This window comes from Lacticaseibacillus thailandensis DSM 22698 = JCM 13996, from assembly GCF_001312865.1.
GTDB lineage: Bacteria > Bacillota > Bacilli > Lactobacillales > Lactobacillaceae > Lacticaseibacillus > Lacticaseibacillus thailandensis.
In genome coordinates this window covers 264,667-289,952 of the sequence record NZ_BBER01000002.1, presented here as the reverse complement: position 1 = coordinate 289,952, position 25,286 = coordinate 264,667, and the positions used below count along the sequence as shown (strand labels likewise).

22 protein-coding genes, 1 tRNA gene and 8 pseudogenes are annotated in these 25,286 nt (G+C 55.1%); 15 read left to right on the top strand and 16 right to left on the bottom strand.

Annotated features, from left to right (window positions below; all coding sequences use genetic code 11):
* Positions 1-45: 45 nt before the first annotated feature.
* A pseudogene (gene metG / locus JCM13996_RS04970) lies at positions 46-2,051 on the bottom strand (methionine--tRNA ligase).
* Between the two features lie 203 nt (positions 2,052-2,254).
* Between metG and JCM13996_RS04965 the strand changes: the two are divergent.
* From JCM13996_RS04965 to JCM13996_RS04945, 5 genes are all read left to right on the top strand, one after another.
* A complete protein-coding gene (locus tag JCM13996_RS04965; RefSeq protein WP_156321869.1) occupies positions 2,255-3,004 on the top strand; it encodes a hypothetical protein in 750 nt (249 codons plus the stop codon).
* On the top strand, positions 2,956-3,213 hold the full coding sequence (locus JCM13996_RS04960; RefSeq protein ID WP_156321868.1) for a hypothetical protein: 258 nt from the start codon (positions 2,956-2,958) through the stop codon (positions 3,211-3,213). Before JCM13996_RS04965 ends, JCM13996_RS04960 begins: the two co-directional genes overlap by 49 nt.
* A 25-nt stretch (positions 3,214-3,238) precedes the next feature.
* Entirely contained in the window at positions 3,239-3,808 is a 570-nt protein-coding gene (locus tag JCM13996_RS04955) for a TMEM175 family protein (protein WP_054750127.1), read from the top strand.
* Positions 3,805-4,278: an NUDIX domain-containing protein gene (locus tag JCM13996_RS04950; RefSeq protein WP_054750125.1), complete on the top strand. Its 474-nt coding sequence runs from the start codon at positions 3,805-3,807 to the stop codon at positions 4,276-4,278. The genes JCM13996_RS04955 and JCM13996_RS04950 overlap by 4 nt, the downstream gene beginning before the upstream one ends.
* Before the next feature lie 73 nt (positions 4,279-4,351).
* Positions 4,352-4,861, top strand: coding sequence for a YbhB/YbcL family Raf kinase inhibitor-like protein (locus JCM13996_RS04945; protein WP_054750123.1), 510 nt, complete (start codon positions 4,352-4,354; stop codon positions 4,859-4,861).
* A gap of 309 nt (positions 4,862-5,170) precedes the next feature.
* Here JCM13996_RS04945 and JCM13996_RS04940 read toward each other — a convergent pair whose 3' ends face one another.
* From JCM13996_RS04940 to map, 8 genes and pseudogenes are all read right to left on the bottom strand, one after another.
* Entirely contained in the window at positions 5,171-5,821 is a 651-nt protein-coding gene (locus tag JCM13996_RS04940) for a phosphate signaling complex PhoU family protein (RefSeq protein WP_054750121.1), read from the bottom strand.
* Between the two features lie 217 nt (positions 5,822-6,038).
* Positions 6,039-6,993: pseudogene (locus JCM13996_RS04935) on the bottom strand (DUF1002 domain-containing protein).
* 132 nt (positions 6,994-7,125) lie between these two features.
* Positions 7,126-7,578 (bottom strand): dihydrofolate reductase, encoded by a 453-nt coding sequence (locus JCM13996_RS04930; RefSeq protein ID WP_054750120.1) that lies wholly within the window; start codon positions 7,576-7,578, stop codon positions 7,126-7,128.
* Positions 7,559-7,657, bottom strand: coding sequence for a dihydrofolate reductase (locus tag JCM13996_RS12370; RefSeq protein ID WP_263848861.1), 99 nt, complete (start codon positions 7,655-7,657; stop codon positions 7,559-7,561). The genes JCM13996_RS04930 and JCM13996_RS12370 overlap by 20 nt, the downstream gene beginning before the upstream one ends.
* Positions 7,658-7,703: 46 nt before the next feature.
* Positions 7,704-8,654, bottom strand: coding sequence for a thymidylate synthase (locus JCM13996_RS04925; RefSeq protein WP_054750118.1), 951 nt, complete (start codon positions 8,652-8,654; stop codon positions 7,704-7,706).
* A 265-nt stretch (positions 8,655-8,919) separates the two neighbouring features.
* Positions 8,920-10,271, bottom strand: a pseudogene (locus JCM13996_RS04920) (MATE family efflux transporter).
* 98 nt (positions 10,272-10,369) lie between these two features.
* Positions 10,370-11,187 (bottom strand): annotated as a pseudogene (locus JCM13996_RS13280) (YihY/virulence factor BrkB family protein).
* A gap of 349 nt (positions 11,188-11,536) precedes the next feature.
* A complete protein-coding gene (gene map / locus JCM13996_RS04905) occupies positions 11,537-12,328 on the bottom strand; it encodes a type I methionyl aminopeptidase (RefSeq protein ID WP_054750112.1) in 792 nt (263 codons plus the stop codon).
* A 363-nt stretch (positions 12,329-12,691) separates the two neighbouring features.
* Here map and JCM13996_RS04900 point away from each other — a divergent pair.
* A pseudogene (locus JCM13996_RS04900) lies at positions 12,692-13,158 on the top strand (flavodoxin).
* Positions 13,159-13,277: 119 nt separating this feature from the next.
* On the opposite strand, the pseudogene JCM13996_RS04895 reads toward JCM13996_RS04900, so the two are convergent.
* A pseudogene (locus JCM13996_RS04895) lies at positions 13,278-13,875 on the bottom strand (TetR/AcrR family transcriptional regulator).
* 296 nt (positions 13,876-14,171) lie between these two features.
* Between JCM13996_RS04895 and JCM13996_RS13165 the strand changes: the two are divergent.
* The 4 genes and pseudogenes from JCM13996_RS13165 to JCM13996_RS04880 form a co-directional block, all read left to right on the top strand.
* A pseudogene (locus JCM13996_RS13165) lies at positions 14,172-14,321 on the top strand (aminopeptidase); the annotation flags it as partial.
* A complete protein-coding gene (locus JCM13996_RS13160; protein ID WP_439646470.1) occupies positions 14,313-14,429 on the top strand; it encodes an aminopeptidase in 117 nt (38 codons plus the stop codon). The pseudogene JCM13996_RS13165 and the gene JCM13996_RS13160, both read left to right, overlap by 9 nt.
* A 28-nt stretch (positions 14,430-14,457) precedes the next feature.
* Complete coding sequence (locus tag JCM13996_RS04885) at positions 14,458-15,153, top strand: YjjG family noncanonical pyrimidine nucleotidase (RefSeq protein WP_054750100.1); 696 nt, start codon at positions 14,458-14,460, stop codon at positions 15,151-15,153.
* A 19-nt stretch (positions 15,154-15,172) separates the two neighbouring features.
* The gene (locus JCM13996_RS04880; protein WP_054750098.1) at positions 15,173-15,505 is read left to right on the top strand and encodes a DsrE family protein; all 333 of its coding nucleotides are present in this window, start codon (positions 15,173-15,175) and stop codon (positions 15,503-15,505) included.
* Between the two features lie 302 nt (positions 15,506-15,807).
* On the opposite strand, the gene JCM13996_RS04875 is transcribed toward JCM13996_RS04880, so the two are convergent.
* The 4 genes from JCM13996_RS04875 to JCM13996_RS04860 form a co-directional block, all read right to left on the bottom strand.
* A tRNA-Arg gene (locus tag JCM13996_RS04875) sits at positions 15,808-15,881 on the bottom strand.
* 54 nt (positions 15,882-15,935) lie between these two features.
* Positions 15,936-16,259 (bottom strand): PTS lactose/cellobiose transporter subunit IIA, encoded by a 324-nt coding sequence (locus JCM13996_RS04870; protein ID WP_054750096.1) that lies wholly within the window; start codon positions 16,257-16,259, stop codon positions 15,936-15,938.
* A gap of 24 nt (positions 16,260-16,283) precedes the next feature.
* A complete protein-coding gene (locus tag JCM13996_RS04865) occupies positions 16,284-17,585 on the bottom strand; it encodes a DEAD/DEAH box helicase (RefSeq protein ID WP_054750094.1) in 1,302 nt (433 codons plus the stop codon).
* A gap of 100 nt (positions 17,586-17,685) precedes the next feature.
* On the bottom strand, positions 17,686-18,672 hold the full coding sequence (locus JCM13996_RS04860; protein WP_054750092.1) for a Gfo/Idh/MocA family protein: 987 nt from the start codon (positions 18,670-18,672) through the stop codon (positions 17,686-17,688).
* A 230-nt stretch (positions 18,673-18,902) separates the two neighbouring features.
* On the opposite strand from JCM13996_RS04860, the gene JCM13996_RS04855 reads away from it, so the two are divergent.
* Positions 18,903-19,274 carry a DUF4828 domain-containing protein gene (locus tag JCM13996_RS04855; protein WP_054750090.1) on the top strand — a complete coding sequence of 124 codons (372 nt, stop codon included), beginning with the start codon at positions 18,903-18,905 and terminating at the stop codon, positions 19,272-19,274.
* 319 nt (positions 19,275-19,593) lie between these two features.
* Entirely contained in the window at positions 19,594-20,115 is a 522-nt protein-coding gene (locus JCM13996_RS04850) for a ClbS/DfsB family four-helix bundle protein (RefSeq protein WP_054750089.1), read from the top strand.
* Between the two features lie 81 nt (positions 20,116-20,196).
* Here JCM13996_RS04850 and JCM13996_RS04845 read toward each other — a convergent pair.
* A pseudogene (locus tag JCM13996_RS04845) lies at positions 20,197-21,152 on the bottom strand (YihY/virulence factor BrkB family protein).
* A 198-nt stretch (positions 21,153-21,350) separates the two neighbouring features.
* Positions 21,351-22,703 (bottom strand): threonine/serine exporter family protein, encoded by a 1,353-nt coding sequence (locus tag JCM13996_RS04840; protein WP_054750087.1) that lies wholly within the window; start codon positions 22,701-22,703, stop codon positions 21,351-21,353.
* A gap of 201 nt (positions 22,704-22,904) precedes the next feature.
* Between JCM13996_RS04840 and JCM13996_RS04835 the strand changes: the two genes are divergently transcribed.
* From JCM13996_RS04835 to JCM13996_RS04830, 3 genes are all read left to right on the top strand, one after another.
* Entirely contained in the window at positions 22,905-23,282 is a 378-nt protein-coding gene (locus JCM13996_RS04835) for a hypothetical protein (RefSeq protein WP_225353472.1), read from the top strand.
* 11 nt (positions 23,283-23,293) lie between these two features.
* Positions 23,294-23,428 carry a hypothetical protein gene (locus tag JCM13996_RS12355; protein WP_263848859.1) on the top strand — a complete coding sequence of 45 codons (135 nt, stop codon included), beginning with the start codon at positions 23,294-23,296 and terminating at the stop codon, positions 23,426-23,428.
* Positions 23,429-23,591: 163 nt separating this feature from the next.
* Positions 23,592-25,277, top strand: a complete 1,686-nt coding sequence (locus tag JCM13996_RS04830) for a GGDEF domain-containing protein (protein ID WP_054750084.1) — start codon at positions 23,592-23,594, stop codon at positions 25,275-25,277.
* Positions 25,278-25,286 lie beyond the last annotated feature (9 nt).

Sequence of the window (25,286 nt, the reverse complement as noted above, 5' to 3'; positions counted from 1 at the left end):
AAAAAATCCCGTGCTTACGCACAGGATTTTTGTTTGCCTACACAATTAGCCTAACAGTGCCCCGTTGGCAACGCTCGGGTCGATCGTCAGTAAGGTGATCTTCCCCGCCGAGTCCTCACTCGACAGTAACATCCCCTGACTCTCGATGCCCAGCATCTTGCGTGGCTTCATGTTGACGACGGCCATGACTTTCTTTCCCACGAGGTCCTGGTAGTGCGGATAGTACTTGTGAATACCGCTCAGAATCGTCCGTTTGCCCTCGTCACCAGCGTCCAGCGTGAACTGGAGCAATTTGCTGGAGCCTTTGACTGGTTCCACGGCCAAAATTTCAACCACCCGAATCTCGGTTTTATCAAAGTCATCAAAGCTGATTTCCGGTTTGCGGGTCCCAGCAGCCGCAACGGCCGCCTTCTTCTTGTTGCCCTCAACCTTCTTGTCCTTACTCTTGGCCATGGCGCCCTTGATGTAGGCCACCTCGGTCTCCACATCTAGCCGGGGGAAGATGGGCTGCCCCTTCTTCACAACGGTGGCATCCGCTGGTAAGTGACCAAACTCCGGCAGCTGCTGGTCAGCCGCGCTCTGGTCCAATCCCAACTGGTCAAAGATGTCACCTGAGGCCTTAACCAGCACCGGCTTAGCCAGGACCGCGATCACGCGCAGACTTTCAGCCAGGTGCGCCATGACGGACGCCAACTGGTCGCGTTTGCTGTCATCTTTAGCCAGTACCCATGGCTCCGTCTCGTCAATGTACTTATTGGCCCGTGCCACCAGCTTCCACGCGGTATCCATCGCGTCAGAGAATTGCAAGTTGTCCATCTGGGTGGCGTAATCCGCTACCGTCTGCTTGGCGGTGGCCTCTAGGCTATCATCAAAATCAGTCCGACCGGCACTCAACGCAGGAATGTGGCCATCACAGTACTTGTTGATCATGCAACGGTCCGGTTCAGCAGGTTTCCGAGGTCGTTTGCCAGATCAAAGTTGATCCGATCAACAAAGTCTTCCGGCGTGAACACCCCGTCGCGGCCAAACGGAATCGCGCGAATCATGTAGTACCGTAGCGCGTCCAAACCGTAGCGGTTGATCAAAGTCTCGGGGTACACAGCGTTGCCCTTGGACTTACTCATCTTGCCATCCTTCATCAGTAGCCATCCATGCCCGTATACCTTCCGTGGGATCGGAATACCCAACGCCATCAGGATGATGGGCCAATAGATGGTGTGGAACCGCACAATTTCTTTGCCGACAAACTGGACGTTTGCCGGCCAGTACTTCTTGAACAGGCTGTCATCGTCACTACCGTAACCCAACGCCGTAATATAGTTGAGCAGGGCGTCCACCCAGACGTAGACCACGTGCTTGGGGTTACCCGGCACGGGCACGCCCCAGTTGAAACTGGTTCGGCTCATGGCGAGGTCTTCCAGGCCCGGCTTAATGAAGTTGTTGATCATTTCGTTCTTACGGGACTCCGGCTGGATAAAGTCGGGGTGATCCTCGTAGTACTTGAGCAGCCGGTCAGCATACTTGCTCATACGGAAGAAGTAACTTTCTTCCTTGACTAGCTGTACTTCGTGGCCCGACGGTGCTTTGCCGCCGATAACCTTACCGTTATCGTCACGGTAAACTTCGGCCAACTGGGTCTCAGTAAAGTATTCTTCATCCTCCACGGAGTACCAGCCGGTGTATTCACCGAGGTAAACGTCACCCTGATCGATCAGACGCTGGACGATCTTTTGCACGGCTTTGACGTGCTCCGGGTCCGTGGTGCGAATAAATTTATCGTTGGTAATGTGGAGGGTCTGCCATAGCTGCTTGATCCCCACGACCATCCCGTCGACGTACTCCTGCGGTGACTGGTGCAGCTTTTCCGCCTTCTGCTCAATCTTCAATCCGTGCTCGTCGGTCCCAGTCAGGAAGAAGACGTCGTAGCCGGTCTGCCGCTTGTAGCGGGCCAAAACGTCGGCCACGATGGTCGTATAGGCGTTCCCGATGGTCAGTTTGCCGGACGGATAATAAATTGGTGTTGTGATGTAGTACGTTGGTTTTGTAGACATATGAGCCTAGCCTCCAGAGATGTAATTGTAACGCTCTGTGCCGCAAGCGAATGCGCACAGTCGTAATTGTGACCAGTATACCACGCATACCCAGCACGTTCTATGCAGGCCTCACCGGTGGTAGCTGGGTTGGTGTGATGGAGGTGGCTGGGGTGTTGCAGTACAATGGTCGTAACAAAGAATGCAAAGATGAGGGTAACATAATGGCGGATTACGCAGAACCAGTACAAGGATTATTAGATGAACTCAGCCGCGTCCTCGGGCACCAAGTCCAGGTCAACGCGGAAGGCCCCAGCAGTGGTGTCCTGAACCACGACCAGGGTGACCTGACCGTCAACAAGGACGGCCAAGTGGTCGTGCACATTACCGACACCACCGACGTGGACTACACCTTGAGCCACGAACTCGTTCACTTCATGATGAACATGAAGGGCTACCTAATGATGGAAATGCCCCTCCACAGCGACGACCAGGAATACGACGCCATGCGCATCTCCACCGCTAAGCTACTCGAAATGGCCGCACAACACGTGATGGTCGTGGCCTGGCAGCGTGAAAATGGCCTGCTCAACGACGGCGTGGACCAATCGGTCATCGCCGGCTTTGAACAACAACTCGATGATGAGGATCCGCAACACCCTGACGACATGATTGCCTTCCGTACCCTGTTGTTGCTTGACGGCCTCGTTTACGTGCACCAGATGCCGCAACCAGACAACACACTGCGTGCTTGGCGAAACCGGTACCCGGCGGCGATGGCTGCAGCGGAGCATCTCTTTGGCTTGATCAGCGAACATGAAACTGACACCCCGCGGCGGTTACGGGGGGTCGAGGTCAAACTTCTCGCTAGCTTTGAACAATTCCTGATCGACCAGGGGTACGCCCAGCTGAGCTGCCCGACTTTGTGGTCTTGCCACCAGTGCTGTCCAAGCGCCAGTTGCGCCTCGAACTGACCCAGCTCTACACGCTGAGCGAGACCTCGTTAAGCGTCGACGGCGACGACCTGACCGGCTTTATCGCTCAGGGTAACACCGACCATCAAACCGCCTTTGTATTGTCATTACCCAAAGATGCGGCGTCCAGTGAGGCGTTACAAGCCCTCTACCAGCGGCCCGTTAAGGACGTCCTCGATCAGTTCGATATTACCTATAGCGAGCGGTAAGCACCGCTACCAGTGAGGTGTGCGTATGGACAAATCACGTTTGGAAGCCTTCACGGATGGCGTCATTGCCATCATTATTACCGTCATGGTCTTGGAACTCCACGTTCCGCACGGCGATGACCTGCACGCGTTACTCGGTACCTGGCACCAGTTTGTCGTGTACTTGGCCAGCTTTGTCACCGTCGCCGTTTATTGGCACAGTCACCATTACCTCTTCAGCCGTGTACAAACGGTTTCCCGCGCAACGCTGTGGCTCAACACCATGTTCTTATTAGCGCTATCGTTCTTTCCGTTTGCCACGGCCTGGGTTGGTGACACCAACCTGATCGCGCTGGTACCCGAACAGCTCTACGGCGTAGTGCTCCTCATCGCCGACGTGGTCTTCACCCTCATGGTGGCCAGCATACTCCGTAATGGCGCTAACCCGATCCTAACCACGACCCTACGCAAAAGTGAATGGTCCATCACCGGCAACGTGGTCGCTATCGGCGTCGGATGGATTTGGCCACCACTCACCTTGATTATCGACGTACTGATTCTAACCAATTGGCTGTTGCCGGACCGCCTGCTATTACGAAAGGACAACCAAAAATGAAACGTTACACTGTCATTGCGTTACGGACTCCTCAAGGTGTCGTTGGCATTAACCGGCGTCAACCACCATTTCGGGGGATGTGGAACCTCATCGGCGGCAAAATTGAACCAGGGGAAACGGAGCGGCATGGCGCCATGCGTGAGACCTTTGAAGAAACCGGCGCGGAACTCCCCGAACCCACCTTTGACTTTGTGGGTACCCTCGACTGGGTCGTCGACGGTGACCGTATTGGCATCATGTACCTCTACGTCGTTGACACCGATGAGCGCTTGCACCTGCCCTGCGATACGCGGGAAGGCATTCTGGCCGCACTGGACCCGGACTGGGTCACCCTCACCGACAATCAGGGCATCGTGCCCGACCTGAAACCACTATTGCCGCAGATGCTGCACGGCCATAATCTAGACCTAGTCGCCACTTACCGTGGCAACAATTTAGTCAGCGTCATCCCCCGCCCCAGCGCCGATTAACGTGCTCGGCAAGGGCGCGTTCGCATGCTAAAAACGGGTATAATAAAGGTACCGAGTAAAGGAGGTGCACATAATGCACATTGCTGTTGATACACCTAACGGCTACCTACCAGACAAGTACGGTAAGTACGCTACGGGCGATGATATGCGTAACGGCTTTCCCGTAACCAGTTTTCCGTTCCAAGTCACCGATATTCCGGCCGACACTGTGGCGCTAGCCTTGACCCTGACAGACTATGATGCCATCCCGGTCTCTGGCTTCATGTGGATTCACTGGATTGCCGCCGACATTCCGTTAAGTTTGGCCAACATACCCGCCAACGCGAGCCGCGACCTCGCCGGACAGTTCGTCCAGGGCCGCAATTCGAACGCTGGGCGGTACGTGAATAATACCGACCCCGAGATCTACCAGCGCTACACTGGACCAACGCCACCTAACGCTGACCACGACTACACGTTTACCATGTACGCGCTGAACGCCACGTTAGACCTGCCTGAAGGCTTCTGGATGAACGAACTTCGTCACGCCCTGCCAGGACACGTACTGGCGCAGGCTAGTCTTGAGATTACTAGCCGCGTATAGCCAGAGCTGGTTTGCACAAAGACGGTACGGTGACGTCACCTACACCAAAATCACCATGTCGACGTTTGATCGACATGGTGATTTTTATCTACAATTTCATCCACGTTTACCCACTATCACTGGCTACAATTGTTCCCCCCGTGTGGTCCGTGGCGCCGGGGCGGTCGGTCCAGTTGGCGGGTGACCGCGTGCCGGTCGATCAACCCGTCAGCGGTGCCCCACATGGCCCAGCCAGTGAGCACCATCACGAATATGGCCCCAATTATCCACATCCAGATCAACATCACCACCCCATCCCTACGTGTGGTTCTATTCTCCAGCCGGGTCGTCGCCGGGTTGTAACGAAATCAACTTGCCGGTAGCCCGTAACACCGTCAGTTCCGCGATACTAACGGCGCAATCACCGCTTTGGGCCAACAGGCGGGCCACTGCCAGTGCCGGTTCACCCGGCGTGATTGGCCCCAGCAACGCCTGAATGCGGACGTTCAGCCGGTCTACCTCGCGATCACTCAACGCGACCTCTTGTGCCACGCTAGCATCACGGCGCACGAAAGCATGAACTGCCATCCCCAGCGTCTTGCCTACGCGGTTCAACATCGCCGTCAACCACACATCCGCTTGGCTGTCCGTGGGGTGTCCCGGCTGGGTAAAGCTACTGGTGGTGATTGCGGCCAGCACGACGGCGTGGTCGCCTACCCGTTCGAGCGCATCCGTAACTTTGAGTAAAGTGGCCACGTCCTGCCAGTCCTGCCGCATATCGCTCAGCGCCGCCCGTAACGCCGCACGGTCGATCCGGGCCTCCACCGCGTTAAGTTCCGCATCAGTATTGAAAACCAACCGCGCCGCCGCGGGGTCTTGCCGTAAAAACGCACCGCCGGCCAGCACCAATTGGTGGCTAGCCCGCGCCGCCATCCGGATGAGCGCTGCGTTCACGTCGTCATCATCCATCCCCATACTCATCGACCCACATCCTTTCGGGAAACCCAACCCGTCGATTGACTACACTGTTAGTGTAGCTAGCACGTGTAAAGACCCACACAACCTTTGGGTAACCTTTGTATGCAGTCCGTAAAACTTTGGTAAAAATCGGCTGAATCTGAGCCAATACCAAAAAGCCACCAACGCGTTGATTGCGTTGGTGGCTTTTGGTTGGTACCGGTATCGAGTTAGAACAAACTCAATACCCAATTGTAAATGCTGGTAAAAAAAAGTTGACGATGCGCTGCCAGAGGCTACTCCACCAGCTACTATCGTGATTGCCAACCGACCCCTTGATCTTATTGAACAAGCCCTTGGCGGAACTCTGGATACTGTTGGCCAGGTCGCTGGCTTGTTGCTTAAAACCGCTACCCTTCAAGGCCCCCGAATTTTGGATCTTGACCATCAGGTTAATAATCTGGGTCCGCTGGTTGTTGTTGATAATTGTGCCTAAATTATTATTTTTCAACTGACTGTCCACAATGTTCCCAATCTGATTTGAGGAGAGCGTCTGTTGACCGTTGTTGCTGTCAGTCGCCATTTGCTTTTTGATGCCCGCAATGGCGTTATTCAGTTGTTTGTCACTATAACCGTCTTTGTTCTTGTTGGCCTGGGTAATACTACTCAGAGTGTTGACCTCGTCTTGGGCAGCCGTCACCTGTGACTGGCTCAACGTACTGCCATTAGCTGCAAAGGCAGCGTACACCCCCGCCAACGCGCCGGACCCGTCGATTGAGACCGGACTCGTGATGTAAATATTGGCGTTAGTGACCCCCGCCGTAACGGCCGCATTACGGTACTGGTCAGCGGTAATGGTGGTGATGTTGTTCGCCCCGTTATAGTTGACGATCTTGACGTTAATACCGCCGCTACTGGTTTTTTTGTACCAACGCGGACGACCAGACCCCTGAACTGGTGGTGAAGTTATCACCACTCGGGTTCAGGTATTTCACCAATGTCGCCCCGTCAACGGTCAGCGTGTTGTAACTGTCACCCGTCCCTGCGGCGTCGGTCAGGGTGTCAATGACACCCTGCCGCTGACTACTTGTGAGTGATGACCCTAACGTCACCACTGGCTTATCCCAGGCGCTATCGGTGGCAGCCGCTACGTGCTGCGTACCCAAACCAATTACGGCCACGACCACTGCCGCCAGGGCCCAAAAAAAGCTTCTTCATGTTGTTGACCATCCTTTATTATCGGAGTTATGACGCTACCATAATTTTACCAGCACGGGGGCAGGCCGGCCGCCCACCCCTGTTTCTTTACTAAAACACATGTTTTGTGACTAGCCCTCACTGGTATGTGGTGGCTGCGGTGCGTACACCCACTGCTCGAACGTATGGGTCAACTTGGGGTCCGCCGCTATAACCGTCCGCGCCGAGTCACGCCGGTACTGCGACCACGGGAGGAGGACCATCTTGGTATCCCCCTCAAACGCCCCATGTATCCGCGTCACGTAGAGCTTGTCGGGGTTGCCAACCGCGGTTAAAAAGCTGGTGAACACCCCCGCCCCGCCGATAACAAAGGCGACATCGTGGTCGCCCGTGTTAGCGGCATTGAGCGCGGCCTCCATAGAGTGCACCACGACGACCCCATCCGGAGCCTGAAAATCAGCTTGGTGAGTCAACACAATGTTTTGCCGCTGCGGGAGGGCCCGACTGCCCATACCGGCAAAGGTGCGGCGGCCCATGATCACCGCCTGGTTTAACGTTGTTGCCTTAAAAAAATTTGAGGTCATCGGCTAACCGCCACGGCAGTTTGCCGTCACGCCCAATTACCCGGTTGCGGTCCTGCGCCCAAATAAAGGCTGTTTCCATACCCCGTCATCTCCTCGTACTCCGTTGGTCGCGTTATCGCCGTTAATTATACTGCTACCGGAGCCTTGATGGCCGGTAGCGGGTCATAGTTGACCGCTTTAATATCATCCATGCCAAACTCATCGAGGTCATGCTTGTCGGGGTTCAACCACAACTGCGGTGCTGGCCGCGGCGTCCGGCTCAACTGTTCACGCACCTGGTCTAAATGGTTCTTATAAATATGGGCATCCCCTAGCGTGTGGACAAAGTCGCCCACCTGCAGATCCGTTGCTCGCGCCACCATCGAGAGCAACAGCGCGTAGCTGGCAATGTTAAATGGAACGCCCAGGAAGACGTCTCCCGAACGTTGATACAACTGTAGTGACAGCTTGCCATCATTCACGTAGAACTGGAACATGGTGTGGCATGGTGGCAGCGCCATCGTCGGCACGTCCTCCGGGTTCCATGCGGACACGATCAGCCGCCGAGAATCGGGGTTGTGCTTAATTTGTTCGATTACATGCCCAAGCTGGTCGATTGTTCCACCAGTACTGGTACGCCAAGCACGCCACTGACTGCCATACACATTACCCAGATCCCCATAGTGGGCGGCAAAGTCGTCGTCGTGCAAGATACGGTCGTCAAAGGCACGCTTTTGTTCCTGGTACTGGGCGTTAAAATCCGCGTCCACCAGGTGCCGCCGGCCAAAATCAGTCATGTCCGGACCGTGGTACTCCGGCGACTCGATCCACTTTTTAAAGGCCCACTCATCCCAGATGTGATTTTTGTGTTGGAGGAGGAAGCGAATGTTGGTATCACCGTGCAGGAACCACAGCAATTCACTTTTAATCAGCCCGAGAGGTACCTTCTTGGTGGTCAGCAGCGGGAACCCTTCCTGCAGGTTGAACCGCATTTGGTAGCCAAAGATGCTATAGGTGCCAGTCCCGGTCCGATCATCTTTATAATGGCCATCGTCAAGAATGTGGCGGGCCAAATCTAGGTATGCTTGTTCCAGCATGATGGTGCCTCCTCGATGTTATTCATTGCTACCATCATACCGCATCATCTGCACACCGACCACTGGATGATTAGTGGTATGCGTCGTTAGTTGGCGACGCCTGCCCAATGCACGGGAACGCCGGCTGCCACAAAGAGACACCGAACTGGCTCCACGACAATCCACCTACTGACACTCTCGTGACTAAGGCAGCATATCTCTCCATATCCTTTAGGAGCCAAAAAGTTGCCCACCTAATTAGTGAGCAACTCTCGCCGTAATTTACTTATTGTGCTGCGGCCTTCGCCAACTCCTGCTCTTTCAACCGCCGCATCGTCCGCAGATAACTGGCAATCAGAACGGACACCGAGCCAATCCAGCCAACGGGTTGGCCATCGCCGCCCCCGTGAAGCCGAGACTCGTAACCAAAATCACACCCGCAAAGATCCGCATCACCAGTTCGAAGACCCCTGCCAGCGTTGGCACCAACGTCTGACCCAGGCCCTGCAACGTGTAACGGACCGTAAACAGAAGTGCTAGGAACCAGTACATGCTGGCGTTGAAGTGGAAATACGTTTGCGCCAGCGCGGTCACGTGCAGCACCCCGTTACCGAGAAAGAGGTTCACCAGCGGCCGTCCAAAGATGATGATCAACGCCCCGAGGATCGCCGACGTCGTCATGTTCAGGGCCATCGTTTGGTGGATACCTTGCCGAATCCGTCCGAATTCCCGCGCACCTTTGTTCTGCGCCGCGTACGTCGCCATGGTCACCCCAAACGAGGCCGCCGGTAGTGACGCCAACTGGTCGATTCGTCCCGCCGCGGTGTAGGCCGCGACCGCATCGGTCCCCAGCGTGTTGAGCATTACCTGGATGATCACCGCGCCAATGGCAATGATTGACTGCTGAAAGCCCATCGGCAACGCGATGGTCATCTGCTTACGCACTTCCACCAGGTCGAAGGTCATGTCATGCCGCCGCACCACCAGCATCGGGATGCGCCGACGAATGTACCACCAACAGCACAGCGATGAAAAGACCTGGGCCGTCACCGTCGCCCAGCCAGCACCAGCAACCCCCATGTGCAACTTGAGGATAAACAGCAATTCCAGCAAAATGTTAACAATGGTGGACAATACCAGGAAAATCAGTGGTGTGCGTGAATCACCCAGCGCACGAATCTGGTTACTGAGCACGTTAAACGCCATGGAGGCACCGAACCCCATAAAGATGACACGCACGAAGGATGCCGACTGGTGGACGATGCTGGCCGGTGTCTGCATCAGGTGGAGCAGCGGCACCGTGAACGTTACCGACAGCGCCGTGCCGATTACCGTAATGATAATGGCCAGCCAAATACTAGCGACAAAACTCCGCCGCACCCCGCGAAAGTCGCGCGCACCGTACGCCTGGGCGGTGGGAATCGCCAGCCCCGAGGAAGTCCCCTGGGCAAAGCCAATAACCAAAAACGTCAGGCTACCCGTGGCCCCCACGGCCGCGAGTGCGTTCACCCCAATCGTCCGCCCAACGATCAGCGCATCCATGAAACTATACAGTTGTTGGAATACGTTCCCAATCAGGAGGGGGATGGTAAATAATACCACCAATTTGATTGGGTTACCCTTCGTCAATGTGCGCAAACTAATGCCTCCTTTGTCCATATCAACGCCATTATACTCATCCCCAACTACAAAAAAAAGCCCTCGGTTAACAATCACCGGGGACAAAACCAACAACGTTAACGGTGGTGCGGATGCCAATGTATACGCGTCTGGGCAAAGTCGTGGACGCGGCCCTTACTGCCGTGAATTTGTCCATAAAAGTATTCGTAGACACACGCGTTCAGCACGGCGCCCACCATAACGATGAACGAATTCACAAACAGCCACAGTAGCAGCACCACGAAGGCTGCGAGTGTACCGTACGCGCTGAAGCCACTACCAAAGTAGCGCATGTACAGGGAAAAAGCGTACGACACCACGATCCACCCCACGGTCGCAAAAACCGCTCCGGGCATGATGGTCCAGAACCGCATTTTGGCGTTAGGCATGAGGTAGTAACACAAGGTGAAAGCCACCACCAACACCACGATGGTGATCGGCCACTTGACCGACTGAAAGGCACTCACCCAGTAATTACGAATGCTGGTATTTTCTACCACCCATTCGAGCACTTGCCGCCCAAAGGTAAACACCAACACCACGGCCAAAACGACCGCAATTAGGATCACCGTGAGCACCATTGATACCAGACGCGAAATGAAAAAAAATTCTGCACGGTTGCCCGAATACCATACGCCCGGTTGAACCCCGACCGCATGGAGGCGATACACAGACTTGCCGCCCACAACGTAAAGATAGTCCCAATGCCCACCCACGTAGTGTTGGGCTTTGCCGCGAGTGATGCGAGCACGGGTCGAATCGTCGCCATCACGTTGGCGGGGACCACCTGCGTCACGGTCGTGCGTAGGCCAAAACTAGAGACCCCGATTCGGGATACTAGGTTAAACACGATCAGCGCGGCCGGAAATGCCGATAGAATCGCGTAGTACGCCATTGCTGCAGCCGTTTGGTCGATTTGTGCGGCGTTGACCCGCCGGCCCAGCAGGTCGAGTATTGCCGCCCAGCGTTGTTTAGGCGTTAGGTGCTGGCGGTGAATTGGCTGATGTCTTTGTTCATTACGGTCATGTAGCTCTTGCCACGAGGCTGCACTGACCCGATGCCCGAAAACCGTGCGCTTAGGCATGGGCTTCCTCCTTTATCACTGACACGACCGCCACTGCGGCCATGCTTTTACTACCCTCAGTAAACAAATAAACGGCCAACCGGCGCGCAATGGGCAATAACCCACCACCGCACAATTGGCCGCCAGTACCACCACCAAGATGGTCGCGGCACGTTATTTGCTAAAGGTACTTAGCATCATATTCTGGATCTTGGCTAGTCAGGATCTTAGGCCCATCGTTGGTAATGGCAATGGTGTGTTCGTACTGCGCACACAGGGAGCCATCGGCCGTAACGTAGTATTCCCAGTTAGTCTTAGGGTCTTCTTTGGCAACAATTTCCCAGGTGCCGGTAGTAATCATCGGCTCGATGGTAATGGTCATGCCGGCCTTGAGGCGCAGACCATGACCGGGCTTGCCGTAGTGCGGCACGTTAGGTGCTTCGTGCATGGTCGGCTGAATGCCGTGACCAATCAGTTCGCGTACGTCGCCGTAACCATTTTCGACTTCGGTGTACTGCTGGATGGCGTGGCCGATGTCACCGATACGGTTACCGACAACGGCCTGGTCAATACCCAGGTACAAAGCCTTTTTGGTCACGTCCATCAGCTTTTGGGCTTCGGGACTGATGTTACCAACGGCGTAGTTCCAGCAAGAGTCGCTGATGTAGCCGTCTTTGTCCACACACATATCGACGGCCACGATGTCACCATCGTGCAGGATCAGGTCCTTGCGCGGTTCAGCGTGGGCTACTTCGTCGTTAACGGATACACAGGTCGCGTACTGGTAACCCTCAAAGCCCATTTCACTCGCGTGGGCGTGGTGGTCACTGATGTACTGCCGGGTAAATTCTTCAATCTCCCAGCTAGAAATACCGGGCTTGATGATGTTACGCAAGCCACGGTGCACGCCGGCCAAAACGGCGCCAGCGCGACGAATACCGTCAATTTCACGGTCTGTCTTAATGGTAATCAAATTCTCTACCTCCATTTGCTATCTCCACCATGATACACCAAAACATATCCCCATTGCGATGTTCGGGGCGCCCACGTGACTGAGCGGGCATGTTGAACTATCCTTGCTTGCTAAACCACGCCACGATAGCCGCTTTCTGGCGCAGGCTTCAACCCGCGACGGTGCTGCCGTATTGCCCCCCTGCTTGTTGTGACTAAACGCTAACAGTGCACACGCACCATCAATCTAGACGCCACCGGCACGGGTCACACCCCAGCTATCGGAGCCACGCCGGCACCACGCACCGTGTTTGGAGCACACTGTGACCATGGAGCACAAATCTGCTATACTGTTTGGGAACATTTAATAGGAGGTAGCGCACACATGGCTACAGCACGAATTGTTTACGCCAGCATGACTGGTAATACTGAAGAAATTGCCGAAATTATCGAGGAAGAGCTGGAGAAACACAACGTGTCCGTGACCACCACCGAGGTGTCACAAGCCATTGCCGACGACTTTGCCGACGTCGACATCTGCATCGTGGCCACCTACACGTTTAGCGACTCCGGTAGCGGCATGTTGCCTGACGAAGCCGTTGACTTCTACGAGGAACTCAAGGACGTCGACCTCCACGGCAAGGTGTTCGGTTGCGCCGGTAGTGGCGACCACTTCTACACCGACTTTGCACCAGTGTTGATGACTTCGCGGAAGTCCTCGCCGCCGATGGAGCCGTGAAGGGTGCCGACAGCGTCAAAGTTGACTTAGCCCCCGAAGCCGAGGATATCGACCGCCTTGAAGAGTTCGTCAACCAAATCGTTGCCAAGCAGCAAGAAATCGCAGCTCAATAATTGCACCACCTCTGGGGCCAGCTTCTGGGCCCCGTTTTGCTACCCTGGGCGACTTTGCGGGCATTAAAAAAAAGGGCCATGCTAGAAAGCATCGTCCTTAATCGTATCGTACCCTTGAATTAGTTGGCGCGAGCCATGGAAATAATGTTGTCACTATCTGCACCATCGAAACGCTTGTTCTCAATAAAGTCCTTCAGTACCGACTGTAAAATCTCGATCATCTGGCGTGGGAGATGTGGATGAAGCCGGCAGACATCAAGTCCGCAATCCCTGTAGCACGATCCAGGCGCCAGTAATGACGTTGTTCTTCTGAGATTCAGTCAACTGCTTAACGGAGTCGTACTTGTTGAGGCGCTTCAAGGCGGCACTCATGGCAAACTGGCGCATGTCGTCAACACCGAGGTGATCCTCAACGAACACTGACTGGTACAAGCTGTTGTTCTCGATGGCAAAGTCGATGTAAGTCAACGCCATGTCGATCAGCGGGTCATCAGTATAGGTGCGCTGGAACCGTTCCGTCAGTTCTGACTTGATGCGATCAACCACCGCCTGCCGCAAATCTGCCATGTTGGCAAATTCGAGGTAGATAGGTTGCGTGGAGCACCCCATCGATGCAGCGATGTTACGAGCGGTGAACTTCTTAAAGTCCTCCGCAATGACTAAGTTGTACGCAGCGTTCAAAATGTGATCGCGCGTAATGGTTTTCTTTCGTGCCATGTTATGCCTCCCCAAATAAAGTTTGATTCATCAAAAAAAACGATGCTCCCCTAAGCATCAGCAGTTACAAAACACATTGTATCAGAATCGGCAAATAAAACAATAGTCACAAAATAATAAAAATGATTTCTGTTGTTTAATACCTGGTGATAAGGCTATCGGCACGGGCGTTGAGCCCCACCCACCGGTCGGTATGCTAAAATGGTTGCAATAACATGCACAAGTTGTTATGTTCCCGGCCTGCTCCTTAACAATAGGAGGAATGAGTTAGGACCTGACCAAATTTTGCACGTAACTTGGCGAAATACACTGACCTGGCCGTTGAGACCGGCGTCGCGGTTAAACCTAGTGATACCGTCTACCTCCAGACCAACGTCACCCGAGCTCAGCTGGCCCACCTCATCGTCGCCGCGGCCTACCGCGCCGGGGCTGCCAAGGTGAATCTGGCCGACACCCACGTGAACTTCATGATGGGGTCTGCACAAATGAATATTGCTGGCATCGCCCGCGACAGTCAGCGGGTCGCGCTTTTCCGCAACGGCGACTGGGCGTAATCACAAAGAAAGCGAAGGCATACTGAATATGACAACGAACCTGATTTTTGACCTCGACGACACCCTGCTAGACTTTACCGCCAGCGAACTGCACGGCCTGCAACGCGTTTTTGTGCAGTACGGTATCCCCTATACCGATGAAACTCAGCGCACCTACCAGCAGATCAATACCCACCTCTGGAACGAGCTGGCGCGCGGTCACGTCACGCGTGAGCAGATTTTTGCGCGCCGTTTCGCAACGTTTCTGGACGCCATTGGCCGCGACCCGGCACCCGCTCACGATATGGAAGCGGCGTACCGCGTGGAACTCAACCACGGCTACGACCGCGTACCGGGAGCCAAAACGCTCCTGATCGACCTCCACCAGCACGGCTTTCGCATCCTGGCTGGTACCAACGGTCTGGCAACCACGCAACACCAACGATTGCAGCACAGTCACCTGGGGCCGTTGTTTGACGGGGTCTTTATTTCGCAGGAAATCGGGTTCGATAAGCCGTCCCACCAATTCTTTGACGCCATCTTTGCCGCGGAGCCCCAGGCCACGCGGCAAAACACCATCATGATTGGCGACGGCCTCAACTCGGACATCCGGGGCGGCATTAACTACGGGCTACGCACCGTGTGGGTCAACCTGCACGGCCAGCAAAACACCACACCATTACACCCGACCCGCGAGGTGCACTCGTTGCCAGAGCTTGACCAAATTCTTGTACAATCCGCATAAAACGTTGGGAGGAAACGCAATGAATGTTATTTTTCATATTGACGAAATGGCCAAGTGGCCAATGGTACTGAACAACGTGATGCACTACCATGAGTGGCTCACTGCGCACCAGCAGACGGCACACGTCGAGATTCTCGCCAATGGTGACGCCGTAAGGGGCGCCGAGACCGGTAGTGACGTCCAGCTAACGCCAGTAGCCCAAGCTGGCACCGTCGTGGCGGTCTGTGCCAACTCGCTGAACCAGCGCCACATTGATCAGCGGCAACTGCAAGCAGGCGTGACGGTGGTACCGGTCGGCGTTATTGAATTAGCACAAAAACAACAGGCCGGTTACGCCTATATTCGACCATAAATTAGAAAAATAATATTAGCGTAGATTACTTATGGCCCGGACAGAGGATTGTCCGGGCCATTTTTTTCGGTGGGAAACATTATTTTACCAAAATTAGGGGTATACATGGCTGTTGTTTTCTGTTTGATTTTCGGAGTTAGGGAGCAGTGGTACTGGCGTTGCCAAACATATAAACTCCTCACTAATGCGCAATCGAGGGCAGAACCCTACACCTAACACAAAATCGCCTAGCCATCCCTCAAACTAGATGACTAGGCGATTTTACGTTAATCTGCGGATGCTGACCGCCCTTGCTTGCGCTCTGCACCCCATCGGAATCGAACCGATGACCTACCGCTTAGGAGGCGGTCGCTCTATCCTGCTGAGCTAGGGGTGCGGGAAAAGCTCACTAGATAACTGTGCCACAACGCACTGTGAGCGTCAATCAATCCTAAATATTTGCGGCCGCTAACCGTTGGTACACCGCCTGGAACTCCGTTGCGACCGCCTGCATCGTCGTGGCGTTGGTCAAGTAGTTCTCCGCGTGCACCAACAGCAACTTGACCTGAGGTAGTTCACCGCGTGCCTCTAGCGTCAACAAGTGGTTGTGCGCGTCCTGCGCCTGCTGTACAAACCCAGCCACGAGTTTAAGCCGCTTCTCGGCCTGCGCAAACTTACCCGCACGGCTAGCCGCCATGGCTGCCACCGCCGCGTCCCGGGCGTTTGCCCCGGCCGTAATCAACGTCATCATCTCATCCGCACTGGATTGCGCCATCGTCACTACCTCCTCTACCGACCACTACTTCTTGGGCTTACCCTTGTTCTTACGGTTCCGCGCCCGGTTCTTCTTGTGTGGGCGCCGCTTGGGTTCTGATGCTGTCACACCCGCCGTGAGCGTACGGCGCTCGCCATGGTTGCGCGTATTCGTCGCCGCAACACCGGTCGTGGCTGTCTTAGCGGCTGCCGACGCCTTCCGTACTGGCGGCGTCTCACTCACTGGCCGCTCCGTCGTCAATCCGTGGTTGCCCACGTAAGCGCGCTGAACGTTATATTGAGGAACCAGCTTCTTCAAATCACGGAAATCGTGGTCATCCCCCATCGTGATGACCGTCCCCGGATTGCCCATCCGGCCGGTACGGCCAGCCCGGTGGATGTACGCCGTAGCCGTCCGCGGCACTTCAAAGTTGATCACGGCGGGCAACCGGATCAAGTCCAAGCCACGACCAGCCAGATCGGTGGCCAGTAGCAACTTGATTTTGCCCTTGCGGAAGCCGACCATCGCCTGCTTGCGTTCTTGCGCCCGCGCGTTACGGGACAGCACCGCAAACTTGATGTGCTGGTGCCGCAAAATGCTAGCAGTGCGCTCCATGCTGGCATTCTTGTTGAAGAAGACCAACGCCTGGAAGCCTTCGGTGTGGGCTAACCGCCCCAACCAGGCCACCTGGTGTTCACGACCGCCACGCAGGAAGTAGTGTTGCACTGCGCCCTGCGTATGGTCGATGGCCCGTACGTCAATCACTTCGGGCTCGATACCAAACCACTTGTGCAGTTCGTGCAGAATGGGACCGTCCGTAGCCGAGAAAAAGGCCAGCTGCAGTTCACCCGGAGCGTGTTCCAACAGGTCACGCACTTGACCCAAGCCGGGGTCGCGTAACAACTCATCGGCCTCGTCAATGACCATCGTTTCGAGGTTGTGCAGCTTGGCGACCCCGTCGTCAGCCAGTTCCAATAACCGACCTATCGTCGCCACGATGACCTCGGGATGCTTTTTCAACTGTTCCTTTTGTCGCGCCACGTTGGCACTACCAGTAATGGCGGTGACGTGCACGTTAATTGCCTGCGCGTATGGCTGCAGGACATCCCGCGTCTGCATTGCTAATTCCTGGGAGGGCGAGAGGATGATAATCTGAATACCATCACCCGGCGTGACCTTCTCCAGTAATGGTAACCCAAAGGCCAGCGTTTTCCCCGAGCCGGTGGGGGCCAGGCCAATGACGTCCTGATCGTTGCGCAAAGGTGCCGCCACAGCCGCCTGAATGGGCGTTTCGGCCTTAAAGCCGGCCTTAGCCCAGAGTGATTGAAATGGTGTTGCTACTGTCATAAATGCTCCTTATAGACAACGCACGCGGCGTGGCGGATCCCTTCCGCCCGGCCGCGTGCGCCTAGTTCCGTGTTGCTCCGGCTCTTATTCTACCAGAAAATTACTGTTTGTCGCCCGGAAATTTAACGCCGGCGGCTAAGCGCATATCCGTCATCACCTGGTGCACCTGCCGCGCCAGTTGTAACTGCCGGGCTGCCGCCGCGTGGTCGCCACTAGTGATGGTGTCGCCAAAGAACGCCGCTTCGGGAGCCATTGGGTTGTCTTCCTGGGGACCAGCCAGTTGGGCCGTACCTTCCGGCGTGGTGAAGTCCATCTGGGTGATGCTTTCGGGTGCGTCCAGCCGCAGCGTATCCTTGCCAAAGTAGATTTCGGAAGGCAAGTAGCTCTGCGTGGTCTTGCCACAAATCATGTTGACATCAAAGTCAGGGTAGCTCAAGTGCATCACACCGGTACCATCTACCCCACTTTGCAACATAGTCGGCAGGTAGGTGGCGTGCGTCGGAACACCAAACCAACCAATGGCGGCATAGACCAGGTAAACCCCTAGGTCCATCATTGCACCCCCCGCAAACTTGGTGGTAAAGACGTTCGGCTCCTTACCGGCGAGGTAGGCATCGTACCGGGAGGAATACTTCATGTAAACCAGTGTGGCCCCCGTGACCTCGTGGCTATCCACAAATTGACGCACGCGGTGGAAGTTGTCTTCGTAAATGTGACGTGCAGCCTCAAACACAAAGACGTCCGGGTGGGCCGCCATGGCCGCATCCAGCGCGTCAAAGTCCGCCACGTTGGCCACCATCGGCTTTTCCACGATGACGTGCTTACCGGCATTCACCGCCGCCAGCGTCTGCTGTGCGTGCAGACTGTTGGGGCTGGCAATATAAACGACGTCGAAATCAGGGCTACTGAAAAAGGCGTGCAGGTCGTCAAAGAGCCCGACTTCCTGCTCGTACTGGGCAGCAAATTCCTGGGCTTTGGCTAGGCGGCGTGAATATACAGCGGTTAGTTCAAACCGGCCCGTCCCTTGGGCAGCATCAATAAACTGCTTGGTAATCCAATTGGTACCAATGATACCTAAACGTAACATACGTGCTCCTCCTCTAGGTACATCCGTTGTTGTAAACGCATTAATTTTTCTCTTATTGTAACAGTTTACACAACCTCCAGAATAGGCTTAAACAAACAAAGCCGCCGTTTACAACCACCAACTTTCACCGATCACGACGACAGACACGAATCTGTCAAAAATATTTAATGAAATTGCCGTCGCAAATAACGGCCATGGTGCTATCATGATGAAGAAGGAGGTATAAATTCATGGTCAATATCTGGCGCTCTTTACGATCGATTAACGCACATCGGAATCACCACGCTAGTGACGCGGACAGCAATCCCGCGTTGGCGCTAGCCCAGATCTATGAAGGCAGCTTTGATTTTATCGACAGTGCTACTAACCGCCGCCACCGTTTGGCCGTGAACGCAAACCTCGATATCATAATTGATAACAAGCAATTACCCGGACAGATTGTTGGTGTCACCCGGGACGCGCTGACCTTTATTGATCACTTCGGTTATCACCTCATCATTCGGTGCACCGGGGGTATCCCCGAGACCATTTACGATGAGGCCGAGGACGAAACGTACGCCATCATTTACCCGGATGCCGTCGATGAAGACGCCACGGAGTGACGTTCAACCGTAGTACGTTAATTATTTGATTTGTACCCACACCCACTTGATGCGTAGCGTCAGGTGGTTTTTTTATGCCCAACGCCATCCTGCTTTACCCAAAATGTGGTGTTACTAACCGCACCTATCACAAGATAAAAACAAAATTTAATAACGGTGAGTAAAAGATATGTGGCCATTTGGTGCCGTTCAGCGCACAAAACGCATAATAAAAATAACGCCACCCAGCCTTTTCGACCCTTGCAAACACTTACAAAAAGATTCATTATGTACTTGGAATAGTCTACTAATATGTATCTTTGATGGAGGAGGAGCGGTAATGGCAAAACCTGAATCACGAAAAGAACTATTGGTTGCAGCGCGTACAGAATACGACAAAATTTGGAACTTGATCAACTCGCTACCGGAGCAAGGGGCGACGGGCGAATTCAACTTTAACATCCCCGAGCGGAACGTTCGCGACGTTTTGGTGCACCTCTCCACGTGGCAACAAATGTACCTGAAGTGGAGTAACAGTAATCTGGACGGCCACCACGTGCGTTTCCTACCACGGCCATACACGTGGCAAGATTACGCCGCCCTCAATCAGCACATTCTGGCTGAGCATCAGGACGACACGTTAGCCGATGCCAAGACTGCACTGGAGGAATCCCACGCGAAAGTTATCCAGCAGATCGAAGACCTGATCAACGAGCAACTCTTCATCCCTGGCTTTTACAAGTGGACTGGGTCCACGGACCTGGGTGCCTACGCAACAGCCATCACGTACGGAAACTACGTCTGGGCCGTAAAGATTCTGCGCCTCTTTAAACGCCAGAAGCGGGCTACCACCCAAGCATAAGGACTACGTAATAGGGCGTTGCCACTACCAACTATTTACCGGTTGGTAGTGGCAACGCCCTATTTGTTTGTTCAACCAAATTTAGCGTAACTCGCGCCGCTGGTGGTCCACCAAGTCGTACACTTTGCCCCGAGCCTGGTGTGGGCGCCGAGAAAGTACTCGGCCACCGTCGCATTGATCAGCGCGCCGATAATCAGCAGCATGGCGGACAGGTCGAGCCACAGCATCAACACCATGACGGTCCCAATCGTCCCGTAAGAACTGTAGCGGGTCCCAAAGTAGCGCATGTACAACGTGAACAGTTGCGCTACCGCCAACAGCGTCACCACGGAAAAAGCCGCACCGGGGAGGACGAAGCGTAACTTGATTTTCACGTTAGACAACGCGTAGTCGGCGATCACGATCACCACCACGATGGCGACCACGGTGACCGGCCAGCGCCAATCGTTGAAGGCGCGGATCCAAGTGTCGTCCAGGCCCAGCAACGGGATGAGCCACTCCAAGAACTGGTTGCCAAAGGTAAAGGCCAGCAAGACCGCGCCCATGACGACAACCAACGTCAGTAACAGCAGCATGGACACCAGCCGCTTAATGATGAAGTTCTGCGCCGGTTTTACGCCGTACACACGGTTAAAGCCGTTCTTGAGTTCCGTGATGCCCAAACTGGCGGTCCACAACGTGGCGATTGCCCCCACGGACAGCACGCTACCACTGGTGCTCGTCAGTAAACTCTTGATGATGGGATTGAGCCAAGTCATAATGCGCGCCGGCACCACCTGGACCAAGTACTGCGAGATGTTGTTGTAACTCAAGCCAAAGAGGGGCAAGAGGTTCCCCACCGTGATGAGTAACGGAAAGAGACTCAAGACCGTGTAGTACGTGACGGACGCCGAACGCGTACTGATTTCCGCATCGCTATAACGTCGCCACGCCCGGACGAGAAACGCCCAGACTTTGGCCCGCCGCGCCGCTGCTACTCGTGCCAGTGGCTGCGGACTTTCGCGCACCCGTCGCTGGTCATCCGCAGAAATTCCCATTTTACGGATAACGGCCGTGCGCGGAACGCGGCGCAAATGCCACCGTCGCTGCTTACGCATGGATCCCACCTCCCTACCAATTTAATCACTGACTTAATTATATCAGAGCCGCCCCACCATCACAGCCATGACGGACAACACTGGGACCATAAAAAGACGCGGCCCCTTGGCGGGATAACCGCGTCTTTGCGGCACCACCTAATTACAATGGCGCCATTCGTTATCGCTAATAATTCGTGCTGCGGCGAGGCCCAGCGGCAGGGCTACGACCATCAGCGCAGCTTTGATCAACCAGGAACCCCCGACCGCAAAGTTGTTCAGGCCCAGGTTATACACGGCCCGGTACATATACAATCCCGGCACCATGATGACGATGGCCGGCACCGTTAGCGAAATCCGGGGATAACCCATGCGCTGACGGATGAGCGATGCTAGGAGTCCAGCGACCAGTGCGCCAATAAAGGCGGCCGCCGCTGCCGGGACGTGCCCGTCGCTTAGTTCCAGCCGCAGCGTGTTCGCAACAGCCCCAATGCACCCCGCCACGGTTGCCATCTTTACGGGGCTGTTAAACATAATCGAGAAACCAAACACCCCACAAAAGCTGGCCAGCAACCGGAATACCAGCAACGTCCCCGTACTGAGATCCAGGGCGATGAAGTTAGCCGGCTGGAAGTGAACCAGCATCGCGACTACCCAGCCAGTCAGGGTCGCCACGACGATAACGTTAATGGCGTACGCCATGCGCTCAAGGCCCGACCGCATGTCCTGCTTGGCGATGTCCAGCCCGCTGGTAATAAACGGAAAGCCGGGAATTACGAACAACATCGCGCCAATGTAACCAGCTTCATGCGCCGGTGCCACGTGTAGTCCGAGCCGCAACGCGCTAAACAGCAGCAGGTAGGAGATGCAGGCGGCAGCCACGCTGACCGCCGTGCTAGCGATGTAGGTAATGCTGTGCTCGCCCATCAGCCGACGCAGGTAGTTACCGACGCCCGCCCCAACGAAGCAGCACAGCATTTCGATGGGCCCACCACCGAGCAGAAAAACGAAGGCACTACATGCCAAAGCTGAAGCTAACCCTACCTGCCAGGCGCTAAAGTTGCCTGGCTTTTGCTGAATACGGTCCAACTGGAGATGTATCTCATGAGCAGTCAATCCCAGCGATTCATCGCCAAAGTGGGCCACAAACTGGGCCACAGCCGTGAGTTTGTCGGTGTTCACACCACTCTTAGGTAGAGACAGAGTTTGGGAATAGTGGCGGTGGCCTTCAAAACAGGTGTACTGGATGGATACTAACCCGACGTCCGCTGCACACGTGAGGCCAAGATGCCGCGCGATGGTATTCATGGCTTCACGGACCCGCCAAGCCCCCGTCCCACACGACAGCATAATAATGCCGACGCGCCCAACGATGCTGGAGCGCTCGGTCAAACTGCTCTCGGTCACGGGTGCGTGGGGGTTCACCACCAAGTTATGCCAGGGAATCGACATGTGGTGGTGCTGTGAAAGCGGCACGTGATAATGTGGCTCATTATCCGATGAGTGGTCCATGATTAACCTCCGAATGAAAACTAGACTGTGAAAATGGCAATTACTTGTAATTTACCACTAATCGCCCTCATTGGGAAAGCCGCAGTGCCCCAGACCACTCCCCCTACCAGTGCCGGTATACAGTAATCACACAGTTGTGGCGCGGCCGGGGCGAACATGGAGTAGAATGGGGGCATATATTTTTGTTGGAGGTATCACAGTATGACTAGTGTAATGATTCGTCTGGCCGCCACCACTGATGTGCCCGCCATTATGGACATCATCCAGCAGGCGAAGCACCTGCTCGCCGCGGACGGCATCCCCCAGTGGCAGGGCGCCTATCCCACCAAGGACGACGTGACCCGAGACATTGACCGCCAGTACACCTACCTGCTCATCGCGAACCACGCAATCGTGGGCACCGCTACCTTATTCCAGGCTGCCGACCCTAACTACGCCACCATTTACGACGGCGCCTGGCAACCCGGCACTAGTGACCACTACGCCACCATTCACCGCATTGCTATCGCCCCTGGTCACGCGGGTGCCACTTGGGTGACCTCTTTTTCAGCAATCTTACCAGTGAGGCGTACCGCTTAGACTTCCGCGAAATGCGCATTGACACCCACGTTAAAAATAAGCGGATGCAGCACGTACTGCTCAAAGCCGGTTTTACTTACTCAGGCGTGGTGCGCATGGATAACGACCCGCAAGATCTGCGCAATGTGTACCAATTAATGCTTTAATTTCCTACTGATTAGCCGCATCCATTCATTTGCTCGTTTACATACCGCTGGGAACGAGTAGATTTAGAACTAGACACTACATCGTTGCTAAGGGGGAAAAACAACATGCTCAGCATCTGGCTTGGCCACATTTTGTTAGGTTCCTTTTTTTGTGGCTGGGTACATGGCCATGTGCAACGCCCCCTGGTACCGTCGGCTCACCCCCGTTCCGCAGGCGCTGGTCACCATCGTGATTGCGCTGCTGCTGCAAGCCCTCATCATGACCGTGCCCACCGGCCAGCACCTGTACATGAGCTTACAATTACTGATTATTGCGTACCCAGTCTTAGCGGATGATCTAGCTGCACCGCACTACGTACTGCGGTGGCTAGTCATCTTCGGTTTTTGGTGGGTCAACCACCCGTGGTTGGACCCGACCGCATTAGCTGTTGGTACCCTATTGGCACTCACCGCCGCCGTGGTCTACCCCATCCGCAATACGGTGCACTACCGCTGGTGGGCCAACACCATCTTTGCCCTATGGCTCTGCTGCCTGTTCTGGTACCACATGCCTGGGACCACCATCGCCATCCAGGTGCGTTACTCCTTGATGTACCTCGTCATGAATGCTTACGCCTTCATCACGTGGTCCCACGATCAGCGTGAGGCCCAGGCCAAAGAAGCGTTGGCTGCCAAGGTCAACTACGACACTTTGACTAACGCGGGTAGCCTCAGCAAGTTTCGCGCCGACGCCAACCAGGAATTTGCCGACGCCCAACAACATCACGCACCTATGACCATCCTCGCCATGGACATCGACAACTTTAAAAACGTCAACGATACCTTCGGCCACCCCGCTGGTGACGCCGCATTGATCCACATGGCGGCCCTATTGGAGGACTTCTTGCAGGACGTTGACGCGAACTACCGCCTCTACCGTACCGGCGGCGAAGAATTTGCCGTCTTGTTGCCAGGCCAGACTACTGACGAGTTCCTACCAACGGCCCAGCAATGTTTGGAAACCGTCCGCCGCGCCCACTTTGATTACCACGGACGTAGCAACCGCCTCACCGTCTCCATGGGCATGACGGAATGGCACCCCGGTGACCAGTCGGTGAACGATATCATTCAACGGGCTGACCATAACCTGTACCTGTCCAAACAACGTGGCCGCGACTGTATCACCATGAACGACCAAACACCGGAAACCAGTCACCTGCGCGAAGTCACGCTGACGTACGCGTTTTACACGCAGCCCATCGTCAACATCAATACCGCTGACGTCTTTGCGAGCGAATTACGCTTACGGACCTACGATGATGGCGAGTGGCGCAGAGCCGACGACTTCAACGTGGGTGCTTCTACGTTGACCCACATCTTGATGCACGTAGCCGAGCAACTGTCCGTACACCGCCTCAACGGCGACTTCTCGTTGGCCGAGTTACAAACGACCGCCATCCACGACGGACTGATTGAATTCAACCGCGACGCCAACGTGACGTTTACCATCGAGCTAACTGCTATCCCCGACCAAGCCACGTTCCTCCAGGTGGCACGTGACTACCGCCAGTACGGTATCCACATTGCTTTGGCCAACACCGGCTGGGACATTTCCTACGCCGACGCTTGCGCCGTGATCGATCAGGTTGACATGGTGAAGTTCACGATGGACCAACCGGGACCGGATGGGTACTCACCCACGCAGTTCGCCAAGATCAGCGAATGGCGGAACCTGGCGGAAAGTCACCACTTGCCGTTCGTCATGCACGGCATCGATTCCGACCGCGACTTGAAGCTAGCCCGCACCATGGGCATTAAGTACGGTCAGGGTTATTACTTTAGCCGTTCCGTCTTACCACGCATCGTTTAACAATCAAAA

Bases quoted from the DNA above. Each gene is read 5' to 3' on its own strand.
- JCM13996_RS04830 (WP_054750084.1), top strand. From the start codon at position 23,592: ATGGCCATGTGCAACGCCCCCTGGTACCGTCGGCTCACCCCCGTTCCG.
- JCM13996_RS04860 (WP_054750092.1), bottom strand. From the start codon at position 18,672: ATGTTACGTTTAGGTATCATTGGTACCAATTGGATTACCAAGCAGTTT.
- JCM13996_RS04870 (WP_054750096.1), bottom strand. From the start codon at position 16,259: ATGGCGCAATCCAGTGCGGATGAGATGATGACGTTGATTACGGCCGGG.
- JCM13996_RS04950 (WP_054750125.1), top strand. From the start codon at position 3,805: ATGAAACGTTACACTGTCATTGCGTTACGGACTCCTCAAGGTGTCGTT.
- JCM13996_RS04955 (WP_054750127.1), top strand. From the start codon at position 3,239: ATGGACAAATCACGTTTGGAAGCCTTCACGGATGGCGTCATTGCCATC.
- JCM13996_RS04885 (WP_054750100.1), top strand. From the start codon at position 14,458: ATGACAACGAACCTGATTTTTGACCTCGACGACACCCTGCTAGACTTT.
- JCM13996_RS04945 (WP_054750123.1), top strand. From the start codon at position 4,352: ATGCACATTGCTGTTGATACACCTAACGGCTACCTACCAGACAAGTAC.
- JCM13996_RS04925 (WP_054750118.1), bottom strand. From the start codon at position 8,654: ATGCTGGAACAAGCATACCTAGATTTGGCCCGCCACATTCTTGACGAT.
- JCM13996_RS04865 (WP_054750094.1), bottom strand. From the start codon at position 17,585: ATGACAGTAGCAACACCATTTCAATCACTCTGGGCTAAGGCCGGCTTT.
- JCM13996_RS04930 (WP_054750120.1), bottom strand. From the start codon at position 7,578: ATGACCTCAAATTTTTTTAAGGCAACAACGTTAAACCAGGCGGTGATC.
- JCM13996_RS12355 (WP_263848859.1), top strand. From the start codon at position 23,294: ATGCGCATTGACACCCACGTTAAAAATAAGCGGATGCAGCACGTACTG.
- JCM13996_RS04965 (WP_156321869.1), top strand. From the start codon at position 2,255: ATGGCGGATTACGCAGAACCAGTACAAGGATTATTAGATGAACTCAGC.
- JCM13996_RS04855 (WP_054750090.1), top strand. From the start codon at position 18,903: ATGGTCAATATCTGGCGCTCTTTACGATCGATTAACGCACATCGGAAT.
- JCM13996_RS04880 (WP_054750098.1), top strand. From the start codon at position 15,173: ATGAATGTTATTTTTCATATTGACGAAATGGCCAAGTGGCCAATGGTA.
- JCM13996_RS04850 (WP_054750089.1), top strand. From the start codon at position 19,594: ATGGCAAAACCTGAATCACGAAAAGAACTATTGGTTGCAGCGCGTACA.
- JCM13996_RS04840 (WP_054750087.1), bottom strand. From the start codon at position 22,703: ATGGACCACTCATCGGATAATGAGCCACATTATCACGTGCCGCTTTCA.
- JCM13996_RS04835 (WP_225353472.1), top strand. From the start codon at position 22,905: ATGACTAGTGTAATGATTCGTCTGGCCGCCACCACTGATGTGCCCGCC.
- JCM13996_RS04940 (WP_054750121.1), bottom strand. From the start codon at position 5,821: ATGAGTATGGGGATGGATGATGACGACGTGAACGCAGCGCTCATCCGG.
- JCM13996_RS12370 (WP_263848861.1), bottom strand. From the start codon at position 7,657: ATGGAAACAGCCTTTATTTGGGCGCAGGACCGCAACCGGGTAATTGGG.